We start from the raw sequence: 22,757 nt of genomic DNA, 5'->3' as shown, positions 1-22,757 counted from the left end.
CACACGATGAAAAAAACACTCGCCGTATTGGCCGCTGTGATGTCTTTGTCCATTCACGCCAACGAGAAATTGATTGTGGGGGCCACGCCGGTTCCGCACGCGGAAATCCTTGAGTTCATCAAACCGGAGCTGGCGAAGGAGGGCGTGGATCTTGAAATCAAGGTGTTCCAGGATTTCATCCAGCCGAATCAGCAACTGGCTGAGAAACGCATCGACGCCAATTACTACCAGTACCGGCCGTTTCTCGATGAGTACAACAAAACCCGGCATACAGATCTGGTGCCGGTCGTGGGCGTGCACATCGAACCGTTCGGCGCGTATTCAACCAAAATCAAAAACATTGCCGAGCTGAAAGAGGGTGCTTCAGTATCGATCCCTAACGACCCGGTGAATGCGGGTCGCGCCCTGGTGCTGCTCAACGAGTCGGGTTTGATTACGCTGAAGGACCCGAGCAACACCCTGTCGACGCCCAAGGATATCGCCGCCAACCCGAAAAAACTGAAAATCCGCGAGCTGGAAGGTGCCTTGCTGGCACGTTCAGTCAGTCAGGTGGACCTGGCCTTTGTGTTCGCCAATTACGCGCTCGAGGCCGGGATCGATACCAACAGCGCATTGATCGTCGAAAAGGGCAAAAGTCTGTATGTCGAATACCTGGTCGCACGTCCTGACAACATCAATGACCCGCGCATTCAGAAGCTGGCCAAAGCCCTTAACTCCGACGCGGTTCGTCAGTTCATCCTGACGCGGTACAAAGGACAGATCGCCCCCGGGTTCTAGGCGCTAATGCCGGCTGGCTTGGCTGCGAGGGCCGTGTGTCAGGTGTTCGAGTGCTGCTGCCTGACCGGCAACGTAACCCGAAACGTAGTCCCCACGCCAAGCTCGCTGCTGACCGTAATGTCGCCACCGTGTTTTTTCACAATGCCGTAGGAGAGGGACAGGCCCAACCCTGTCCCTTGGCCGACGGGTTTGGTGGTGAAGAAGGGGTCGAAAATTTTCTGCACGGTGTCGGAAGCCATTCCTGATCCAGTGTCAGCCACTTCGAGCCAGACGTGCTCTGCTTCCATCCCGCTGCGAAGGGTGATCTTCCCGCGCTGAGGCCCCATGGCCTGGGCGGCGTTGACCACAAGGTTCATGATTACCTGGTTGATTTGCGAGGGCAGGCATTCGATGTCGGGAAGGTCGACGTATTCCTTGATGACGTCGGCTTTGTATTTGAGTTCGTTGGCGACGATGTTCAGGGTCGATTCGATGCCCTGCTGCAGGTTGGCCCATTGCCATTCCTGATTCGAGTCGACGCGGGAGAAATCTTTGAGGTCTTTGACGATTTTTCCGACGCGGCTGATGCCCTCCTTGGACTCCTTGATCAGCAGCGGGATATCTTCCCTCAGGAAGTCCAGTTCCACACGCTCGCGCATGGATTTCAAGCGCTCGAGGATCTCGGTCGAGGCGATGCCCTCTTCTGAGCGCTGGTAGGCGTCGAGCATGTCCTGCAATTTGCTGAAGTAACCTTCAAGGGTGCCGAGGTTGGACGAGATAAAACCGATGGGGTTGTTGATTTCGTGAGCAACCCCGGCGGCCAGTTGCCCCAGGGACGCGAGCTTTTCGGATTGCACCAGCTGGCTTTCCAGCTGTTCGCGTTCGTCGATTTCGCGCTGCAGGGCTTCGCTGGCCTGTTTGAACTCGTGGGTCCGTTGCTCGACCAATTGCTCAAGCTTGCTCATCTGCACCGATGCGCGCTCGGTCATTTCCCATTTGGCGGTCAGGGTGTTGGCCAACTGATGGACTTCAATGTTGTCGAAAGGCTTTTTCAGAATCAACAACCGATCATGGCCATGCAGCCGTTCCAGTAATTCATCCCAGGAGTAGTCGGCGTAAGCCGTGCAGACCACCACCTGCAGGCGCGGGTCTTGCTCCCAGAGGTGCTCGATGGTTTCTACGCCGTCCCAGCCCTGGGGCATGCGCATGTCGACGAACGCCAAGGCATAGGGGCGATTGTCCTTGAGTGACTGGCACACCTTGGCCAGACCTTCCTGGCCCTGGTAGGCCGAGTCGAGCTCGAACACTGGAATCTCGATCTTGGCCGTTTGCCCGAACAGCGCTGCTTCCATCAGGTACAGGTCGGAGTTGTCGTCGACGGGAGGCAGGAGGATTTTGCGAAAGTCGTCATGAATGGCAGGGGTGTCGTCAATCAGCAGAATACGGCGGTTCGTTAGACTGTTCATTGCTTATCCGTCGCGATTGTCAGGGGCATTTCAAGGGTGAACGTCGCACCTTTGCCGGGTCCGTCACTGTAGGCACTCAAATGCCCATTCATCTCGATCGCGGCCAGCGCGCAACTGTGCAGGCCAAAGCCGTGGCCGTCTTTGCGGGTGGTAAAACCGTGGGCAAAGATTCGCGTCATGTTCTCCGGAGCGATGCCTTCACCTTCGTCTTTGACACTGATCTGCAAGATGGAATTGTCGATGAATTTTACGCCCAGGGTCATTTTTCGAGCGCGGTCGTCCATGTCGGACATCGCGTATTTCGCGTTGCTGATCAGGTTGATCAGAATCAGCAGCAGCCGATGTTTATCGGCCATCACGGCAGGTACATCGCTGAAGTCCTTGACCACCGTGACATGGTGGCGGGTCAATGCGCCCGAGTTCATGCGCAGGGCATCTTCAAGCAAGTCGCTGATGTTCAGGGATTCAGCCAGGCTGGACGCACCGGCGTAGGACTGCTGGGTGGAGACGATATCCTTGATGTGATCAACGCTTTTGGTCAGCTGCGCCAGCTCGTCGGTCATGCTCTGTTGCTCAGCGCCCAGCGCTTTGACCAATTGGTTCAGATAACCCGGTAACAGTTTTCCCTTCTCGTCGACGGTGATGAAGTCTCCCAGATCGTGCTCGTGCTCATTCATCATTTGCACCGCTTTACCGAGGCCGATTGACTTGCTGGTGCGCAGTTTTCGCGTGAGCAGATCGGCAGAGATATTCACGCTGTTCAACACATTGCCGACGTTGTGCAGCACATTGGTGGCAATTTCCGCCATCCCGGCCAGGCGCGCGGTATCGAGCAATTCGCTCTGGGTATCTTTCAGTTCACGGGTGCGCTCTTCCACGCGTTGCTCAAGGCCTTCGTTGGCGGCATGCAGCGCTTTGTTGACACTGTTGATTTCGGCATAGCTGCGCAGCAACCGGATGGTCAGATATAACAGCAGGACGACCATCAATGCCGAGAAAATCAGCAGATACAGGTGGTACTGCTGACCCACTTTGACGGCCTGCTCCTGGTTGTGATTGAGGATGTTATTGATGTCCTCCAGTCGAGCGGCCACGGGAACGACGCCGATGTGCTCCAGCAGATCGTTGACTACGGGTTGCTCGTGCAGGATCAGCTCCACATGTTTGAGCAGAAGTTCCAGCGGAAGATGGAGTGGCTGCGGTAAACGATCTTTGTCCGCACCCAAACGGTTCAGGCCGACCTGGATGTCAGCCGCTTTGTCGTCAGAGGTGATTTGAGAGAACTCCAGACTGCCGAGCAGCAGGTCATAGATGTCCATAGAGGTGGCTTGCAGCACTGGGTCGTTCTTGTTGAGCGTGCCGAACTGATTCTGGATATCGTCTTCGGCGATGGGCAGAAAGGCCAGTGAGTTACGCAATACGGCGTTATGCGATTTGAATTTTTCAACCAGCCGTGTTTTCTCGTCGACGGCAGCCAGATAGGCGTTGCGGCTGTCTTGCCACAGCGCATCGGCATGCAGCGCATGCCCGGCCTGTATGGTATCGAACTGTTTCCAGAGGGTGTTCATTTCGGTCAGCGGCTCTACCAGCAGGTCGTAGTTTTGACTGACGGAAACTCTTGCCTTGAGGATCTCTGTTTCCCACTGCGCGTCCAGCTGTTTGATCTGACCAATCAGATCCCGCGACGCGATGTAGTTAGAGGTGTTATCGACACTGGACCTGATATAGAGGAACACCAGAATAGACGCGAGTGCCAGAGTCATTACGCCCAAAAGCAGTGAACTGAATCGATGGGACAGTTTCATAGCGGCTTGCCTTTGAGTTCACCGGTCAATGTCTTGAGAAACTCAATGATCAGAAGTTTGTCCTGCGCCGAAGGCGTACGCCCCAGTTGATACGTGAACATCACGCTGACGGCCTCATCGAGCGTCCTGGCTGACCCATCATGAAAGTACGGCGCCGTGAGGGCGACGTTGCGCAGGCTCGGCACTTTGAAGACGTTACGGTCGGCCTCATCCCTGGTCACCAGATAACGTCCCAGGTCGCTTTCTGCCGGGTTGCCCCGCGCCTTGAAATAGTCGCTCATCACACCAAACTTCTGGTACATATTGCCACCGATGTTGACGCCTTGATGGCAGGCGATGCAGCCGTATTGCTTGAAGCGCTGATAGCCGTATTTTTCGTTAAGCGTCAGGATGTCGGTATTGCCTTTGAGGTAGAGGTCGAAGCGCGAGTTGGGCGTCAGCAGGGTGCGTTCATAGCTTGCCAACGCATTCTGCGCATTGGCTGCGGTGACCCCGTCCGGGTAGGACCTGGCGAAGGTGGCGCGATAGTCCGGGTCTCTGGAGAGGGTGTCTATCACGGCTTTCCAGGTGTTGCCCATCTCGACAGGGCTTTGGACCACCTCTTCGATCTGTGCCTCCAGCGAGTCGGCCCGACCATTCCAGAACTGCTTGAAGTTAAGGCTCGCATTGAGCACGGTGGGAGTGTTGATGCCTAGCGGCGCGCCATTGAAACCAGTGGAGAAAGGCTTGTCGTCGGCCCCACCTTTTTCCAGGTGATGACAACTGGCGCAGGACACGCTGTTATTGACTGACAGGCGTGTATCGTTGAATAACTGACGGCCCAGTTCGACCTGCACGGAATTGTGTATCACAACGTCAGGTAACGGTTTTAGCGGCTCGTCCAGTGGTGTAGCAGCGGCCAACTCGCAGACACCAAGCAGCAACGCGAAAGCAGCGGGCAATCCATATAACTGCATCAATAATCCCTGGCTGCCTATAAATGTAGTGGTGCCCCGGCCCTAAATACGCCAGCGATCTCGTCTTGTCCGATTTATTCCTGTCGTGCTGCTTCCAATCGCTCACCACTCAATATTCTGGCGAATGCACATGGCTCTACCGCTCGGCTGAAGAAATAGCCCTGGCCTTCTTCGCAGTGGTTGGCTTTGAGGAAATCAAGCTGATCCTGGGTTTCGATACCTTCGGCAATGATGTTCAGCTTGAGGCTTCTTCCCAGACTGATGATGGCGCTGACCAACGCCGCGTCGTTGCTGTCGGTACTCAGGTCGCGGACAAACGACTGATCGATTTTTAATACGTCGATGGGGAAGCGACGCAGGTAACTCAGGCTGGAGTAGCCCGTCCCGAAGTCATCGATGGCCAAGCGGATGCCCATGTGCTTGATCGCTTGCAGGATCTGGATCGTCGACTCGGCGTTTTGCATGAGCACGCTTTCGGTGATTTCCAGTTCCAGCAGTTCAGGGTTCATTCCGGTTTCTTCAAGTACGGTTCGAATGCCCTCGAGAAACCCCCTCTGGCGAAACTCGGTGGCAGAAATGTTCACCGACATACGAATCGGCGGTAATCCGGCTGCTTGCCACGCGCAGGTCTGGCGACAGGCTTCGCGCAATACCCATTTGCTCAGTGGGACGATCAGGCCGCTGTCTTCGGCGACCGGGATGAATTCAGATGGGAAAAGCCAACCTTGTCCCGGTTTGAGCCAGCGGATCAACGCCTCGGCGCCGACTATTTTGCCGGTTTCCAGGTTCAACTTCGGTTGGTAATGCAAGACAAACTCGTTGCGCTCCAACGCCAGTCGAATGCCCGACTCGATAGACTGGTGCTCGCGGGCACGCTGGTTCATGGTGTCGGAAAAAAAGCAGAAGTCGCCTGGACCGCTGTCCTTGATGTTGCGCATGGCGGTTTCGGCTTTTTTGATCAGGGTGACGGCATCTTCACCGTCACCGGGGAAGATGCTGATGCCCAGGCTCGCGGTCACACTCAGGTCATGACCGGCGACATAGCGAGGAACCTTGATGGCGGCCAACAACTTCTCCGCAATGCCTTTGGTTTGTTGGGGGTGATGAACGTCGGACAGCACCAGGACAAATTCATCCGAGCCATAGCGAAACACCGAGTCGGACTCGCGTACGGTGTGGATGAGGCATTGAGCAACGAGTTTAAGCATCTCATCGCCGGTGGGATGGCCCAGCGCATTATTGATCCGCTCGAATCGATCCAGGCCAATGAACATCACTGCCAATTGCGTGTCGTGGCGGCGGGACAGGGCAATGGCTTGAGTCAAACGATCACCCAGCAACGTGCTGTTGGGCAGCTCCGTCAGCACATCGTACTGGAGCAGATGGGATACTTTCAGCAATTCCTGAACGCGCTCGGCGATGGTTTGCTCCAGGTTGCGCATTTTTGCCGCGGCATCCTGTGCCATTTGCCATTTGACCGTCAGCGCACTGGCCATCTGGCGGATTTCCAGGCTGTCGAACGGCTTTTTCAGAACCAGCAGTTGGTCGCCGAACTCGAGACGTTCGGTCATCGCCTCCCACGAGTAATCGGAGTAGGCAGTGCACAGTGCGATCTGCAACTGCGGGTCGGCTTTCCACAGGTGCTCAATAGTCTCCAGACCATCCCAGCCGGGTGGCATGCGCATGTCGATGAAGGCCAGCGCGTAGGGCCGACCTTCTGCCAGCGCTTGCTTGACCCGTTCAAGGGCTTCTTGCCCCTGATAGGCGGAATCGAGCTCGAAATTTTTCCGAGCGACCTGTACTGTGCCGAAGAGCTCTTCCTCCGCTGCATCAAGAGACTCTTCGCTGTCCGGTTTCGGGCAGAGAATTTTACGAAAGTCCTGATGAATCGATGGCGTGTCATCAATGATAAGCACGCGGCGATTAGCGTGAGTGGCCGGATTGCTCATTCAACGCTACCCGGCAGGTCTGCATTCAGATGAAAAATATGCATACGGATTTCCCTTCCTGAAGGCGCGACAACGGTTGCGTATACATTGGATACTATTTTGCGGAGCATAGCCCTCGACGAGGCGCTTCGCTGAGAAACCGTAGCTAATGTGCCATCAGTTTGTTAAAAATGCCTCTGCCCTTAGCCAAAAAAGCGAGGGAGCGAGGTTTTTATCATGAAAAACCCGTAAGTGCCCTCAAATGAGTGATGTCAGGTAACGCTATGGATGAGCAATCCGCTTCTGTTTCGGCTTATAAACCCTGCGTGCTGCTGGTGGATGATGAAGAATTCATTCTTAACAGTTTGCGCCGTCTGTTGCGCAGCCAGCCGTATGATTTGTTTTTTGCCGAAAGCGGTGAAAAAGCGCTTGAGTTGATGGCCCACCAGCCTATCGATCTGGTGATGACCGATGCCCGCATGCCAAATATGGATGGCGCTACCTTGTTGGCGGAGATTCATCAGCGTTATCCAGGCACCACACGGATCCTGCTGACGGGTTATGCCGACCTGGACACCATCGTCAAAGCGATCAATGAAGGAAAGATTCATCGCTATATCAGCAAGCCCTGGAACGACGAGGAGTTGCAGCTGACCTTGCGGCAGGCCTTGGAACATCAGCATTCCGAGCGCGAGCGGCAACGCCTGGAACGCCTGGCCCATGAGCAGAATGAGGCGTTGCAGGCACTTAATGCCACCCTGGAAAAACGGGTTGTCGCACGTATGTCCGAGCTGCAACAGACGGCCGACATGCTCGACCTGGCCTATGACGAGTTGAAGCACAGCTACGCGACCAGCACCGAAGTGTTCTCCCTGCTAGTCAATCAACGGCTGCCGAAAAGCAAGCAGACCAACCGGCAAATCATCGATTTGATTCGCACCTACTGCAAGTCCCACCCCATGGACGAGGCGAGTAGCCGCGATCTGGCCATGGCGGCAGCGCTCTACAACATCGGTAAGTTGAGCTGGAGCGACAGCATGATGGGCGCGCCTGCCGACCTGCTGCACCATACGGATCGTGAGCGTTATCGCGGTTATCCGAAACAGAGCGAGTCGCTGTTGATGACGTTGGAGCCGATGCAGGACGCGGCTCAGTTGATTCTTCACCATCAAGAGCGTTGGGACGGCACGGGATTCCCCGACCACCTCAAAGGCGAAGCCATCCCGTTTGGTTCGCGCCTGCTGAAACTGGCCGTGGACTTTATCGAGTTGCAGCGCGGGTTGATCCTCGAACGGCAAATGAACAGTGATGAAGCCCTGGTGTTTATCCGTAAGTACGCCGGCCGTCTTTATGACCCAGGGCTGGTGGAAGACTTCGTTCAGGTGTGCGCCGAGTACTTGAGCGATGTCACCTTGGGTGATCCTACGGTCAAGGTGGTTGGCACCCGCGAACTGTTGGGGGGGATGGTGCTTGCACGCAACCTCAATGCCGACAATGGCATGCTCCTGCTTAACGCGGGCAAGGTACTCAACACCGCGTTGGTGGAAAAGTTGATCGCCTTTGAAGCCATGGAAGGCGCGAAGTACAGCATTTTCGTCAAAGTGCCGGATGAGCTGCCTGCCAACCCCCTCGTGAATGAGCCTGTGCCAGCCACGACGTGATGCACAGTGGCTGGCATGCCTGTGTGGTCAGGTTGTCCTGTTTATGTCGTCAGCTATTTATGTCGTTAGAAACAGCATTTGCGGTGGTTCATGCATCAGAAAGTCCCGGTGCGAAATGTTCCAGGCATAGGCGCCTGCCAGGGTGAACACCAGTAGGTCATCGATCGCCAGGGCAGTGACTGTTTGCTGGCTTGCCAGCACATCTTTGGGCGTGCACAGCTGGCCGACCAGGGTGACCGGTTGATTCTGTAACTGCGCGGGTTGCTGGCCCCGTATCACGACAAAAGGATGGTTATGCCCCTGGGCAGCCGGTGTCCGGAAATGGTGGGTGCCACCCCGGCCAATGGCGAAGTACTGACCATGGCTGCGTTTGATGTCGAGGACTTGCATCAGGTAGTAGCCGCAGGCCGCGCTGATAAAGCGGCCGATCTCGAAGCGAATGCGCGTATCGCCCATGCCTTCTTCCGCGATCAATGCCTTGAGTCCTTGGCAGAATGTCGTCCAGTCGAATGAGTTCTGCGGGTCCTGGTAATTAATGCCCATGCCGCCCCCGACGTTGAGCAGGGGCAGTTGCAGACCGTGTTCGGCGCAGAGCTGGCTGAAGGTGCGACAGTAGCTGCGGATCAGTCTCAGGTGAGCGGCCACATCAAGCTGATGAGACAACACATGAAAATGCAGGCCCTGGAGCTCCAGCCAGGGTTCGTCACGCAACAGCTTCAGCGCTTCGTCCAATGCGTCTTCGTCCAGGCCGAAGGGGGTCGGTTTGCCGCCCATCACCAAACGGCTGTCGGGTGCCTCGGCCAGTTTCAGGTTCAGGCGCAGCATGACCGGCGCCCGTTGGCGACGTCTGGAAGCGATGCGCGCCAGATTGCGTAACTCGGTCAGGCTCTCGACATGGAAGGCCGAAATCCGGTAGTCCATGGCGATTTCCAGCTCACTGTCGAGTTTGCCGGGGCCGCCGAAAATCAGCGAATGCCCTGGGCATTGCTCGTACAGCCAGCGCAACTCGCCACCGGACGCGGCCTCGAAGCCGTCTACTAGCGGTACGAGCGTGCGGAGGATCGGTGCTTCCGGGTTGGCCTTGGCGGCATAAAACAGCTCACAGTTGGCGGGCAGCGTTTCACGCATGTGCCGAACGTGTTGCTCCAGGGCGACCAGATCGTAGACGTAAGCACAGAGCGGTGTTTGCTGTTGTTCGCGCAATTGGTCGATGGCCTGGGTGACGCGTGTCGGCAAGCTCATGAGCCGGCCCTCGCACCAGCAGCGAACAACGGGCTGGGGAGCGCGGTGTAGCCTGCTTCGCGGTCGGCGCGCATCATCAGCCGGGTCATGAAGTTTTCCTTGCTGGGCAGCGGAGCCCCTGCACACAATTCGCGTAACTGAGCGGGGTCATCCAGTACCGCTCGTTGTGCCTGCAGCAGCGTGCCGATATGCGCCCACAGTTGATTTTCCAGCCCTGAATCGGCGTTGGCCAAATGGAAGATCGCTTCGCCCAGGTTGTTCACCAACGCGCAGTAGGCGACGCGCTGCCAGGCTTTATCCTCGTTGTAGTACAGCGAGGCGCGAGTGCGCTCGTTGAGTTCACCGAGGCGTTCTGGTGCCCAATGGCTGGCCACCAGCTTGGTGCCCTCCAGGTCGCGAATCCAGACCCGACAAGGCAAGCCGTCGACGTCGAAACCCAACAGGGTGTTCTGCAAGTGTGGCTCCAGCACCACACCCTGACGGAACAGGCAATGCATCACCCCACCGAGTAATTGACGGGCATAGCCGTCGAGCCAGCGCAGAGTCGCCTCGGCCATGTCGAGGCCAAGACGCTCGGCACATTGCTGCACCAAGCGCTGACAAACACTGCGGCCTTGCAGATCCCAGGTGAATAACGCCATGGCCACTTGCGGTTGGTAGCGCTCGCGGGTGGCCTCATCCAGGTTCTGGCGATAGAGGATGCCGAAGCATTCGGTGACTTCTCGGGCCTGTTCCAGGGTACCAAGACTGCTCAGGTCCAGGGTGCTGGCGGCCGGTTCCGGCATCAGCAGAAAATCCGGAAGTGCGTGGGACAGCTCGGCCATCACCGGCGCGAGCAAGCGGGTCAGGGCGACCGCGCTGTCCAGTTCGTACCAGGCGTTTTTGCGCACGCAATTGGTCAGGCGCACATGCATCGAAAATTTCAGGAAATAGGCTAGCTCGGGGTGATAAAGGGTGCGTACCGACGACGTCGGGTACAGCGCCAGACCTTGAGGGCCGAGGTACTCCAGCAGGCCACGCTGTTGTGCGCGACGGACCAGAGGGTCGGCCAGAATCCGCTCGACTTCCCACGGGTGGCAAGGGTACAGGTCGTTTCGACCACATAGCTGATGCAGGGTATCTCGGGGGTCGTCGCCCTGATGCTGGATCAGCGCCGGATCGACACGGAACCAGTGCAGTTCGAAGCAAGCGCCGACTTCCGGCGAGCAGGCCAACAGGTCTTTTTGCGAGATGCCTTCGCGGCTCTTGGGGGTTGGGTGCAGGGCATGGCCCCAAATCTGATGCTGTTCCGAGGCCAGCAGGCTGTCAGTCGGTTGATCACGATCGGCGCGGGCATGACGGAGAAAGGTCTGGGTGATCTGCAGGCTGTTATCGACCTGCTGCAACATCTCGCCCACACGGTCCGGTCGACTCAACGGCACGCACAGCAGACGCGCCAGTTCGGTCGCGCTCAACGGGTGCCAGCTGTGCCCATTGCCCTTGAAATAGGGGGCGCTGACAAAGCGGCAACGACCGAGCAGGCTTGCGCGGTCGACCCGCACCACCAGTCGCCCGCTGGGCAGCCGGATGCTGATGCACTGGCCATTGAGTTGACGCAGGCTCATGGGCAGATCCTGAGCGCGATAGTCCAGGCTCGCCTCGTCGCGTGGCAGGGCGTATTCACGCAGATAACAATTAAGCAGGGATTCGATGGCGTGCCGTTGGGCTTCACCATCAAGGGCACGTTCATGCAGGGAAGCGGTGGTCAGAGCAAGGTTCATGCTGGTATCTCCCGCGAGGTCATGAGTAGGGGGCGTGCCAAGGCCATCGCAGCAACGGCGGCCAGACAGGCAACGAGGAAAGGTGAGGCGATGCCGCAAGTCTGACTGACCAGCCCGGCGGTCACGCCGGCAGCTGTGCCGGCCCATTTACCGCTGGCATCGAACCAGCCAAACAGGCGCCCGGCACTGCCTTGGCGGCTGCGTTGGCTCAGGCAGCGATGCAAGCCGACAAAGCCCAGCAACATCCCGGCACCGCTGAGCAGGCGCAGGGCAAATAACGGTTCGGCCTGGGTACTCCAGAACTGCAGGGCATTGCTGACGGCCAGCAGCCCAAGGCCGGGTAGCAGCAGGTTGCTGGCGTGCCGTTGGACCCAAGGCAGGGCGATGAGGTAGACCAGATGCGGCAGGCTGTAGAGCACGCCGATCAGCGCGTCGTTGCCAATGCCCAGTGCTTCGCCGTAAGGGACGAAATAAGGGAAGGTGACGACCATGGCGAAGCTGAACAGAAACTGCACCAGTAACAGGCGTGGCATGTCGGTCGGCAGTTGGCTGAGTGGACCCTCAGCTTTGCTCGCATTCGCCTGATGGCGTGGGGTATCGGCGGGCAACGGCAGGATCATCACGAACGCCAGTAACGGCAACCAGGCCAGGTAGCGATACAGCTCCAGTCCCAACCCTTGCGCCGTCATAAGACCGAGCAGAATGGGGCCGCTGATCATGGCCAGACGTGCCGAATATTGGGTCCAGTTCAGCGCCCGCGACAGGTCGCCGTCCTTGAACTGGGTCGCCAGGTAGGCATTGGATGCGGCCATCGCCCCGCCAAAAGTGCCCTGAATGATCAAGGCCAGCACGAACATCGGCAGGTTGGTACTGAACCCGGCCAGGAGAAAGCCCGTAAACAGTCCGGCATGGGCACGCAACAAGGACAGGCGACAGCCCCGTCTGTCCGCCCAGCGACCCCAGAGCGGCGCCGCCAGAGCGGTGCACAGGGTCGGCAGGACAAACAACACGCCGATGCTCCAGCCCGGCGCATCCGGCGCCAGATCGGCGAGGATGCGTGGCAGGTACAACGGAATGCCGAGGGCGGTGAAGGCCGATAAATAGTGGCCAAGCAATACACTGGCGATCAGTCTGCGTTGCACGGGTGCGCCTCCAGCAGGAAGTTTGCCGCGCTGTAGCCATAGAACTTGTTGATGTCCTGGGCGCCTGAGTGGTTTTTGCTGAACAGGCTGCCGGCACTGAGCAGGTATTTCACCGGCAATTTCGGGCTGTCCAGCAACACGCGTCTGGCTTCAGTGCAGTCCAGGCCTTTGCCCTCCAACTGCTCAATGCAATTGATCAGGCGCTGGCGCAAGGTGGCGTAGAGCGGCTCGCGGGGTGCCAGGTCGGCGGCAATGATCGCTTCCAGCACCGCGACGATATTCAGTTGCAAGGTGATGGTGCAGAACATCTCGGCCAGTGGCTGGGCATCGTCGACGCGGATGCGCTCGTCACGCAAGTCTGCAGGACGCTGTGCAAGGTCGGGGCAGGCTGCGGCGAAACGCTTGGGCCAGAGGCGTGCGGCGTCGTTATCTTTCATCAGCAGGCGCAATGGGCGATCAGCTTCGAAGATCAGCACGGCGTTCTGCTGATTGGCTTCCAGCGCGATGCCATAACCCAGCCACAGGCGCAGGTGTACGTGCAGCAGCAGGTCCAGATAATCGTCGAGCCAGCGTTGCAGCGAGCCTTGGTAGAAGCGCTCGATCAGTTGCTCGACGAACAGTCGACCATCGGGCAGCGGGCTGGCGAGGGCAGCGACGGGCACCAGCGTTGCGATGCCCAGTTCGCCGGGGTAGTGACGCGCAATATAGACCAGGTGGCGGCTTTCATCGGCATGCCCGCCATGTTCCTCATCAACGTGCAGATAGCGCATGCCCAGCTGAGGATCTCGTTTGGCCAGTGCTTGCAGCGTGGTCTGAAACCAATGACCGTCATACAGCGTGCTGGGCTTGATCAGGCGCAGGTTGCGGGCGCCCAGGGTGGTCACCAGCAATGGCAGTTTGATGTGCCAGTGCGGTCGCTCGACGCACATCACGGTACGCACCGACAGGGTTGGCTCAACGTCCATAGCGCTGTGCGGTGCCTTGATCGTGCCTTCGGGTAACCCATACGTATCCAACTCCAGCCACGTCAGCGGATGCACCGGCAGCAGGGTATGGCTGGTTTCGAGGCTCTGCTTCAAACCCAGTTCGACAAAGCTCGGCCAATGTTTGGGCGGCGAACTGCTCAACGTCAGGGCCGCGTTCGGCACAGCCAGCCAGTTGAGTTTGAAGCGCGGGGCGAATTCCGGGGCATAGCGCTTGAGGGCCGTGCTGTCGAAGCCACTTTTAGCGCGAGCGGTTGGGTAGTACGGATGGTCCAGGTAACTGGCCAGTCGGTCTATCCCTATCAGGCGTTGGTCCCAGGCGGGTTTACCGAGGATGCCGCTCAGTTCAGTCGCGTGTTCTTGATAGGCCGCATGACATAGCGCGCGATGGTGCACCGCGCAGTCAGCCTCTTTGCGGTACGCGGCAAACAGCTCAAGGCTGGCGTCGTCCAGGCCGTTGCTCAAATGCTCGAGCCAGCGTGCGTAACCGTGCTCGATGAAGACGTGTCCGTTTTGATCGCAGAGCCAGGCATGGCTGGACGTGCTCCAGGCCTGTAAAGGGCCGCCTTGGTGTACCGGCAACCAGAGTTCATCGGCGTCCAGGTGGGCTATGCGCAGCCAGTACGGGCTGACCGTTCCGGGCCAGTGGTCGTGCAATTCGGTGGGCAGGTGCTGGACGATGCCTTGGCTGAGCAGCCCGCGAATATCTTCGCGCAGGCAGCAATCGATGATGCGTTGGCTGATGGCCGCGTGATCGGCATCCTGCGCCACAACGTTCATGCCATCACCCAGCGCAGATCGGCCAATGTGGCGGCAAAACGTGCGTCCAGGCTGGCGGTATCCGGGGCGATCAGGCGCAGCACGCCCAGATAATCCTTGTTCGAGTGACTCACGTGAATGTCGTCGCCAATCTCGCGCAGCGCACGGTAGTCGCTCCAGTGATTGTCCTGCTCGTAGCGAAAACTGCTGGAAGCCTGCTGCAAGCGGCCAGGTGTGTCGGCGACCAGGTAATGCACCAGCGCTTCGGCCAGGCCGGGCTGGGCATCTACCAGTGGCTCACCAAGGTGCACGGCAAGGATGCGGTCGAACCAGCCTTGGGGCAGCAGGCGGTCGAGAAGGAACTCGCGGCCGTCGCCGATGCTGCGGTAGTTGATTTCCACCAGCACCGGTCCTTCGGCGGTGAGAATGAATTCGCTGTGGCACACGCCGAAATTGATGCCGAAAGCAGCGACCTGAGCCAGTGCTCCCGCCCGATGCTTAGCGCTCAATGAGCCGTTCCAGCGCGCAGCGAGTTCGACGAAGTGCGGGGGTGGCGACAGGCTGACATCAAAACCGCCGATGGCTTGCAACCGCTGACCGTCGCCGAGTGTCTCGAGGGTAAACAATGGGCCTTCCATGTAGGCCTCCAGCAACAGCGCGCGACCGGGTTGTTGTTGCCAGAACTGCGTGCAGTAATCCGCCAGTTCTCGGGTGCTGTGACACAGGCGGACGTCCAGGCTGGCGACCCCTTCGCGTGGTTTTACCACCAGCGGGAACGGGGCCTCTTCGGGCAGCACGCTGCCGGCAGTCAGCACCTGGAACCACGGGCCGGGCAGGCCCATGCGCTGTAACCGTTCGCGCATGGCCGCCTTGTTTTTTGCTGCATAGCACAGCCGCCAATCCTTGCCGGGACAGTCGAACGTTTCTGCCACCACTGCGGTGGCGGTTTGCAGGTGATCGCTGTTGGAAAACACGGCGGCGGGGCGCAGGCCATGAGCGTTGATCAGTTCAATCACGGCCAGAGGATTGAACACGTCGCACTCGAGGATCAGTAAGTCCTGTGCGGGAAAGTCGGACGTGGCGAGCAGGCGCCGATGCTCTTGGGCATGGTCGCTGATCAGCACCACTGACAGTCCGCGCTTGCGGGCGGCGGGCAGGAAACCTTCGGTAACGGCGGCGTGGGTGACATGGCTGAGGATGACGAGAGGACGGTGCATGGCGAGTTTCCTGGGGGCAGCAGTCGCCCGTCCCGAGAAGGTTGGGCGACTGGTTTTACAGGGGCGCGGGTGCGCAGTTAGAAGCGGTAGTTTGCGCCGAGGGTGAGGGCGCGCTCTGGGGCCGGCTGGCGACCCCATGGGCTGGTGTCGATACCGCGGAAATAGTATTCGCGGTTGAACAGGTTGCTGATACCGGCTGAAGCGGTCAGCACGCTTTTGTCGTCAAGCTTGAATTCGCGTTCCAGGGCTGTGTTGAAGACCCAATAGGCCGGTAGCCTGCCAACCGACGCACTGGCATTTTCATCGCCACTGTTGGCGGCATCCGTGTAGGCGCTGCTGACGTAAAGGCCGTCGAGGCTGTAGGTCCAGTGCTGGGCGAAGTGATAACGACCTTCGGCGTTGAACTGATGTTTGGACGCGAAAGGTACTTCGTTGTCTTTGTATTGACCCGTGCGCTGCTTGGCATCGAGGTAGGCATAGCTGGCATGCAGGTCCAGATCAGGGACCGCCGACGGGGTCCAGAACAGTTCAGTCTCGATACCCTGATGGCGAGTGCTGCCCAGGTTCACGTAGCGGTCGGTAGTGGCGTTGTATTCGATCTGGTCGTCGAAGTCGATGCGGTACAAACCGACGTCGACGCGCAGGCCGTCCCACGGTGTGTAACGCACGCCGGTCTCATAGTTCCAGGCGATTTCCGCGCCCACGTCGCCTTCTTTGACGATTTGGGTGATCTGCGGTGGACGCAACGAGCGCTGGGCGTTGGCATACACGAACCAATCGTCGTTCGCCTGGAAACCGACGGTCAGGCCGGGCAACCATTCTTCGGCCAGGTTGCTGTGCTGGAAGCCGGTGATCCCGTCGCTGTAGTCCATTCGCGCGTTTTCGTAGCGAATGCCCGGGGTGATGGTCAGGCGTCGGTCGAACAGGCTGATGGCGTTGCTCAGGTAGGCGGCTTTGGCTTCGTCGTTGAAATGCCAGTCACGGAAGACGCTGGTCACGCCAGTGCTGAGGGCTTCGCGATCAACCCGGTAATCGATGTCTTCCTTGACGTAGCGGGCACCCAGCACCCAGGTTTGCCCCACCTTATCACCGTCGATGCTCATGCTCAGGCGCGGTTCGCTGCCCCATACTTTGAAGTCACGCGGACCGTCCTGCTGGGTCACGGCGGTACCGTCCGGGGTGAATGGCAGGCCAACGACGAAGTTGCGGTAGCTTTTGTGGGCGAAGTTGGTCCAGCTGAACTCGACTGAATCGAAAGGACCCATGGCGCCAAGCTGTTGCGTGTAAGTGCCCCAGACCCGGTCCGTATCGCCTTCGAATCGGTCCAGTGGCCGGGTCGACTGGCGCGGATCGTTCTTGTAGTCCTTGACGCTCAGGGCGCCGGCCAGGTCCATATCGGCCTTGTAGTGCTGCACGCCAAAACTCAGTGAGCGGTCATCATCGATGTTCCATTGACCCCGCAGACGGTAGTTCTGGATGTCGGTGTCGGAGTGCTCGCGGCCGTACTCGCCCTGAACGGTATTGACGTCCAGTTGCAGGCCGAAGTTGTCGGTCAGGTAGCCACCGGTCCCCAGGTAGGTGTCGAACAGCTGGCGACCACCGGCAGCGAAGGTGGTGCGCTCCTGAATAGTGGTCTGCATTTCATGGGGGATCGGCGCGCTGATGAAGTTGATCACGCCGCCGACGTTGTTCGGGCCGTACTGCACCGCTGCGCCGCCGCGCACAATGTCGACGCGATCAATCGTTGCCAGGGTCATCGGAAACAGTGACAGCCCCGTCTGGCCATAAGGTGCCAACGCCAGAGGAATACCATCGGACAAGGCCTGAATGCGTCCGCTCCGGCTCTCGTATAGACCGCGCACGGAAATCTGCGGCAAGGCACCCGTGCCGGTCTCATCGAAAATTTTGACCCCGGGCACGCGCTGCAAGGCATCGTCAATCCCGCGGACACTGCCTTTGCGCAAGTCGGCGGCGTCGATCACGCTGCGGCTACCGGAGTAGGTCCGCACTTCCGGATCGCTGGCGGTACCGAGCACGTCACCCTTGATCACCATGGGGGCGAGCGAGTAATCGGCAGGCTGGTCGTCGGCCAGTACGGTTTGGCAGATGCTCAGGGAGAGCAGGCTGAAGGGAAACGCAAACAGATAGTTTGTTGTTTTCATCTGGACTTCGTTCAGGCTCAGTTGGGAAATTGAAGGCTGTTCAAGCGCGCTTTCAACGCGTTGTGCAGCAGGCCGCGGTCTTCGCCAGCGAGAAAGCTGCGAATCCCCCGGTCACGCCACCAGGCATGTTGTTCGGGCGAACGTGGATTTGCGCAAAATGGAACGCCTGCGGCGGCGCAGGCATCGGCCATGCCTTGCAGGGCTTGCCAGACATGCGGGTGCAATGGATCAGGGCCCAGTTGCAAATCGAGGGCGAGGTCGAGCGCGCCTTCTAGCACCATGCCAACGCCGGGCAGCGCGAGAATGTCGGGCAGCGCTCGAAGCCCGGCGGCGCTTTCGATCATCGGTACGATGGGTGTTTGGCGGTTGGCCAGTTCGATGTAGTCGGGCAATGACACATGGCCAAAACCAGTGATGCGACCGCCGCTGATTCCGCGCTTGCCCAGCGGTGGGAAATACGCCGCTTCCAGGGCGCGGGCGACTTCGTCGGCGCTTTCGACACGCGGCAGAACGATGGCTTCGGCGCCTGCGTCCAGCGCACGGCCAATCAGTTTGACGTCGACTTCCGGGATACGCAGCCAGGCCGAAATCCCTGCTGATTCGCAAGCACGTATGCAATGCATCAGCTCATCGCCGGACCGCAGCAGGTGTTCCATATCGAGAATGACGAAGTGATAACCGGCGCTGGCAATCATTTCGCACAGCAGGGGGGAGGGGACTGAGTTGAGTAAACCATAGACGCTTTCGCCGCTTTCAAGGCGAGCAAAAACTGGTGACTTCCTGATCACTGGGCGCATTCCGTAATGTGAAACATGTCGCCAATGATAATCGTTATCGTTTGTATGTAAAGCTCTTATTTACCTGGGCGGATGCTCAAGGCCTGATTCTAGACGGCTGAAATGCCCAGCCAGGCCTTCATAGCCCGTCTCGCAGCATTTGCAAATACTGAGGGCTGTCGGAGATAGAGTTGTGGTCTTTGCCGGGGATGACCTGCAGAGTGGCCACACCTTTGGCGAAGTGTGTGTGGAGTTGTTCCGTGCTGGCGCGGGGAATGATTTCGTCTTGCCCGGCCGCGATCAGCAGTGTCGGCACGGTGATGAGTGGCGCGTAACGCCAGGATTCAAACGTGTCCCGCATAACCCATTTCACCGGGAACAAGGGCATCCTGCTTTGGGCCAGTTGCACGAGGCTGTTATAGGGGGTAATCAGGATCAGTCGCGATGCCGGGCGTTCGCTGGCGAGGCGAATGGCGACGCCCGTGCCGAGGCTGCGCCCCACAATCGCAACGTGGGGGTGGACGGCGTGGACCTTGTCGAACAAGGCGAGGGCGTCACGGTTAATTGACTCCTCGGAGGGCGAACCGGTGCTGCCCCCGAAGCTGCGGTAGTGAAGCAGATAAAGGGCCTGATCCGGGAACGCTTGCGAAAACGGCAACAGGTTCTGAGAAACATCCTCGGCATTGCCCCCGAAGTAAATCAGCGCATTGGGGCTGGCACGTGGCCAGACCGAGACCAGCACCTTTGCATCCGGCTGCGAGAGCTCAAGAACCGTCGAGGGGCTGCTCATGGAGCGAGGTTGCGGGAAATAGATAAGCGAGCGTTGAAACACGAGCAGCAGGACACAGGCCAGCACGTACAACACGGCGGCCAATGCCAGCAGTGAAATCAGGATTCGCGCGATGCGGCTAATCATTGTCATGAGCGCCAATCACCCTATAGAGTCAACCGTTCTGCTGAGGTTAGTCGAGTGTCCGCACTTGGATGTCCGGAATGCTTTTTCATCGCCCTGTTCCTGCCGGAAACCCGTCACAAGGAGCTTGAAGTCTATGCCTGAACTCATCGAACCCCGCAGCGGCGGGAAAATCCTGGTAGAAGCGCTGCTGCGCAATGCCGTGGACACGGTCTATTGCGTACCCGGCGAAAGCTATTTGCCGGTGCTCGACGCCCTGCACGATGCCCACTCCATCCGCACCATCGTCACCCGCCATGAAGGCGCCGCTTCGAACATGGCCGACGCTTACGGCAAGCTGACGGGCCGGCCGGGCATCTGTTTTGTCACCCGTGGCCCCGGCGCCACCCATGCGAGCAATGGGGTGCACACGGCCAAGCAGGACTCCACCCCGATGATTCTGTTCATCGGCCAGATCGAAAGTGGCTTCAAGGGCCGCGAGGCCTTTCAGGAAGTCGATTACACCCAGATGTTCGGCGGCCTGGCGAAATGGGTGACCGAGATCGATAGCCTGGAGCGTATTCCGGAAATCGTCGCCAAGGCGTTCAGCATTGCACTCTCCGGGCGCCCGGGGCCGGTGGTGATCAGCCTGCCGGAAGAAGTGTTGTTCGGCAGCGGTCTGTGTATCGACGCGCCGCCAGTGCGCGTTGCCTGTGCCGCGCCGGACCCGGCCGCAATGATTGAGTTGCGCGAGCTGCTCCGTGTCGCTCGCAAGCCCTTGGTGGTGTTGGGTGGCACGGGTTGGGATGCCGAGGCTTCCCGGGCGATCAAGCATTTCGTTACGGTAAACAACCTGCCGGTGGCGGCTTCGTTCCGTCGCCAGGACCTGTTCGATAACCGTGATCCGCATTATGTCGGTCAGTTGGGCCTGGGCATCTCGCCCAAGCTTGCCGAGCGCCTATGCACCACTGACCTGTTGTTGGTGATCGGCTCGCGCCTCAGCGAAACCGTGTCCAATGGCTACACGCTGATCAAAAGCCCGGTACCGACGCAGCCACTGGTCCACGTGCATCCCGATCCGCAAGAGCTGGGGCGGGTGTATCAAGCCCGATTGCCGATTGTGTCGTCCCTGCGCGGTTTTGCTGCTGCACTGACGCAACTCGAGCCGCTGACCGAGCAGCCGTGGACGTCCTGGACCGAAACCGCGCGGGCTGATTACGTGGAGCATTCAACACCGCCCCAGGCTCACCCGCAACTGGTCGGCGTGGACATGGCGCACGTGGTTGCACATTTGAACGATGTACTGCCCGACGACGCCGTGATCAGCAACGGCGCGGGTAACTACACCGTCTGGGTTCATCGTTTCTACCGCTATCGGCAACCGGGCACTCAGCTGGCGCCTACCAACGGCGCGATGGGGTACGGTTTTCCCGCAGCGATTGCCGCCAAACTACGCAACCCTGAACGCACCGTGGTCTGCTTTGCCGGCGACGGCTGCTTCATGATGTACCCACAGGAGTTGGCGACCGCCATGCAGTTCGGCGCACCGCTGGTGGTCATCGTCGTCAACAACGCCATGCTGGGGACCATCCGTATGCACCAGGAACGCGAGTACCCCGGCCGGGTGTTGGCGACCGACCTGGTCAACCCTGACTTTGTGGCCTTCGCCAGATCCTTTGGTGCTTATGGCGAATTGGTCGAGCGCACCGAAGATTTTGCCGATGCGTTTCAGCGTGCCCGGCAGGCGGGCGTTCCTGCGTTGATTGAGTTGAGTACGGACCCACGGCAAATATCGCCCCAAGTGCGCCTCTTTGACGGGCCGCGAGAGCATTGAAAATGATTAAGCGTTGGACCGTGTTGTTTATGTTGGCATCGACGGCTGCCCATGCCGACACAACACTGCACACCGACCTGCCGTTGAATTACATCGAGCAGGCCGGCCCCGACTCAAAAAATAAACCGCTTATAATTTTTCTCCATGGCTCTGGCAGCAATGAAGAGGACCTGTTCGGCATAAAAGATCAACTGCCTGACGACTACACCTATCTGTCGGTGCGGGCACCGTTTGAGGTCGAGTCAGACAGCTATCAGTGGTTCAACAAAAAGGCGGGCGAGGGTGATTACGATGGCGAGACGGATGAGCTGAAGAGTAGCGCAGGGAAGATCGTTGCTTTCATCGCCAAAGCCACCGGGAAATACCACACCCAGCCTGACAAGGTGTTTCTGGTTGGTTTTAGCCAAGGGGCAATCATGAGCTACGAAGTTGCCCTGCGCGATCCCGAGGTCGTGCGTGGGATCGCGGCGTTGAGCGGGAAGATTCTGCCGGTGTTGAAGGCTGAATTGAAGCCTGCCGACACCCTCAAACAGGTGGCTATTTTTATCGGTCATGGCACCGCAGACCGAAAACTTCCTTACGTGGGTGCAACCGACGCAGATACGCTGCTGAAAAGCCTGTCCCTGACCCCGGAGTTTCATGCTTATCCAGGCATTGGCCATACGATTAGTCAGACCGAAATAGTGGACCTGAACAGCTGGTTGCAGCAGATCAATCAATGACGCCTGGACGCTGAGCCTCACTCGCTTCACAGGCGCATCAGCTCATTTACCGCCGACGATTTGCTTGATCAGTTTATCGTGCCCAGCCTGGTCGTCCGCGCGGAATATGACCTGAACCACCGACATGTGAGTGCCCGAACCGGCCAGGAAGGTGGTGCTGAGGGTCCTGCCGCCGCCCATGGTGGCGGTGCTGTCGATCTGGCGCACGCCTAGACCTTTGAGGGTCAGTTTCTTCTCGCCGAGCGGCTTGAAGTCAGGAAGGCCTGCGATCTGCTGTTTGAGAAAGCCGGCAACCGCGCCGTCGAGAAAATCCGCGTCATTGTCTTTCGCGTTCACCCCAGCTTGCAGTGGGTGTTCGACGGCGATGACCACGCTCTTCGTCGCTTTATTGACGTACATCGTACCGGTTTCACCCGCAGTGCCGCTGGCTTCATCACCCGCGGGCAATGGGTTGGCGACATAGCTGGCGGGAAGTTTGAATTCGAATTTGCCGCCGAGTGTCGATACTGTCTGCATCGCCGGTTTGTGTTTGGTCGGCGCAGTCGCCGCGTAGCTGTTCATCCCGCCCAGACTGGCCGCCATCGCCAGGATCAACACAGCGGCATTCTTAACGAAAAAAGACATTTAATCTCTCCTGATTGATTGCGCGCAGCGCCTTGTGGGCGTCGAAATGAATGACGCCACCGCGCATTGATG

At 58.8% G+C, this 22,757-nt stretch carries 17 protein-coding genes; 4 read left to right on the top strand and 13 right to left on the bottom strand.

Annotation, left to right across the window (positions count from 1 at the left end):
- Nucleotides 1-6: 6 nt before the first annotated feature.
- Nucleotides 7-777, top strand: a complete 771-nt coding sequence (locus AC1MEA_RS24005; protein WP_480417581.1) for a MetQ/NlpA family ABC transporter substrate-binding protein — start codon at nt 7-9, stop codon at nt 775-777.
- A gap of 38 nt (nt 778-815) precedes the next feature.
- Here AC1MEA_RS24005 and AC1MEA_RS24000 read toward each other — a convergent pair whose 3' ends face one another.
- The 4 genes from AC1MEA_RS24000 to AC1MEA_RS23985 form a co-directional block, all read right to left on the bottom strand.
- Nucleotides 816-2,222 (bottom strand): ATP-binding protein, encoded by a 1,407-nt coding sequence (locus tag AC1MEA_RS24000; protein ID WP_480417580.1) that lies wholly within the window; start codon nt 2,220-2,222, stop codon nt 816-818.
- Complete coding sequence (locus AC1MEA_RS23995; RefSeq protein WP_219060732.1) at nt 2,219-4,027, bottom strand: DAHL domain-containing protein; 1,809 nt, start codon at nt 4,025-4,027, stop codon at nt 2,219-2,221. The genes AC1MEA_RS24000 and AC1MEA_RS23995 overlap by 4 nt, the downstream gene beginning before the upstream one ends.
- The gene (locus tag AC1MEA_RS23990; protein WP_449635216.1) at nt 4,024-4,983 is read right to left on the bottom strand and encodes a cytochrome-c peroxidase; all 960 of its coding nucleotides are present in this window, start codon (nt 4,981-4,983) and stop codon (nt 4,024-4,026) included. The genes AC1MEA_RS23995 and AC1MEA_RS23990 overlap by 4 nt, the downstream gene beginning before the upstream one ends.
- Before the next feature lie 74 nt (nt 4,984-5,057).
- Nucleotides 5,058-6,932, bottom strand: coding sequence for a putative bifunctional diguanylate cyclase/phosphodiesterase (locus AC1MEA_RS23985; RefSeq protein ID WP_449635215.1), 1,875 nt, complete (start codon nt 6,930-6,932; stop codon nt 5,058-5,060).
- Between the two features lie 263 nt (nt 6,933-7,195).
- On the opposite strand from AC1MEA_RS23985, the gene nosR reads away from it, so the two are divergent.
- Nucleotides 7,196-8,572, top strand: coding sequence for a response regulator c-di-GMP phosphodiesterase, NosR family (nosR, locus tag AC1MEA_RS23980; protein WP_219060735.1), 1,377 nt, complete (start codon nt 7,196-7,198; stop codon nt 8,570-8,572).
- Between the two features lie 57 nt (nt 8,573-8,629).
- On the opposite strand, the gene AC1MEA_RS23975 is transcribed toward nosR, so the two are convergent.
- The 8 genes from AC1MEA_RS23975 to AC1MEA_RS23940 form a co-directional block, all read right to left on the bottom strand.
- Nucleotides 8,630-9,814, bottom strand: coding sequence for a type III PLP-dependent enzyme (locus AC1MEA_RS23975; RefSeq protein WP_480417579.1), 1,185 nt, complete (start codon nt 9,812-9,814; stop codon nt 8,630-8,632).
- Nucleotides 9,811-11,574: an IucA/IucC family protein gene (locus AC1MEA_RS23970; RefSeq protein WP_480417578.1), complete on the bottom strand. Its 1,764-nt coding sequence runs from the start codon at nt 11,572-11,574 to the stop codon at nt 9,811-9,813. The genes AC1MEA_RS23975 and AC1MEA_RS23970 overlap by 4 nt, the downstream gene beginning before the upstream one ends.
- Entirely contained in the window at nt 11,571-12,716 is a 1,146-nt protein-coding gene (locus tag AC1MEA_RS23965) for an MFS transporter (protein ID WP_219060738.1), read from the bottom strand. The genes AC1MEA_RS23970 and AC1MEA_RS23965 overlap by 4 nt, the downstream gene beginning before the upstream one ends.
- Nucleotides 12,701-14,479, bottom strand: a complete 1,779-nt coding sequence (locus AC1MEA_RS23960; protein WP_219060739.1) for an IucA/IucC family protein — start codon at nt 14,477-14,479, stop codon at nt 12,701-12,703. The genes AC1MEA_RS23965 and AC1MEA_RS23960 overlap by 16 nt, the downstream gene beginning before the upstream one ends.
- Entirely contained in the window at nt 14,476-15,675 is a 1,200-nt protein-coding gene (locus tag AC1MEA_RS23955) for an ATP-grasp domain-containing protein (protein WP_480417577.1), read from the bottom strand. Before AC1MEA_RS23955 ends, AC1MEA_RS23960 begins: the two co-directional genes overlap by 4 nt.
- A 77-nt stretch (nt 15,676-15,752) precedes the next feature.
- On the bottom strand, nt 15,753-17,837 hold the full coding sequence (locus AC1MEA_RS23950) for a TonB-dependent receptor family protein (RefSeq protein ID WP_480417576.1): 2,085 nt from the start codon (nt 17,835-17,837) through the stop codon (nt 15,753-15,755).
- Between the two features lie 17 nt (nt 17,838-17,854).
- A complete protein-coding gene (locus tag AC1MEA_RS23945) occupies nt 17,855-18,625 on the bottom strand; it encodes an HpcH/HpaI aldolase family protein (protein ID WP_480417575.1) in 771 nt (256 codons plus the stop codon).
- 127 nt (nt 18,626-18,752) lie between these two features.
- Nucleotides 18,753-19,535, bottom strand: coding sequence for an alpha/beta hydrolase (locus AC1MEA_RS23940; protein ID WP_219060743.1), 783 nt, complete (start codon nt 19,533-19,535; stop codon nt 18,753-18,755).
- A gap of 127 nt (nt 19,536-19,662) precedes the next feature.
- Between AC1MEA_RS23940 and AC1MEA_RS23935 the strand changes: the two genes are divergently transcribed.
- On the top strand, nt 19,663-21,339 hold the full coding sequence (locus tag AC1MEA_RS23935) for a thiamine pyrophosphate-binding protein (protein ID WP_219060744.1): 1,677 nt from the start codon (nt 19,663-19,665) through the stop codon (nt 21,337-21,339).
- A gap of 2 nt (nt 21,340-21,341) precedes the next feature.
- Nucleotides 21,342-22,061 carry an alpha/beta hydrolase gene (locus tag AC1MEA_RS23930; RefSeq protein ID WP_480417574.1) on the top strand — a complete coding sequence of 240 codons (720 nt, stop codon included), beginning with the start codon at nt 21,342-21,344 and terminating at the stop codon, nt 22,059-22,061.
- A gap of 42 nt (nt 22,062-22,103) precedes the next feature.
- Here the strand turns inward: AC1MEA_RS23930 and AC1MEA_RS23925 are convergent, their stop codons facing one another.
- Nucleotides 22,104-22,685: a DcrB/PsbP domain-containing protein gene (locus AC1MEA_RS23925; RefSeq protein ID WP_480417573.1), complete on the bottom strand. Its 582-nt coding sequence runs from the start codon at nt 22,683-22,685 to the stop codon at nt 22,104-22,106.
- Nucleotides 22,686-22,757: the final 72 nt, after the last annotated feature.

The sequence above is a fragment of the Pseudomonas sp. ASL8 genome (genome assembly GCF_056680355.1).
This window is presented reverse-complemented; position numbering and strand designations above follow the sequence as displayed.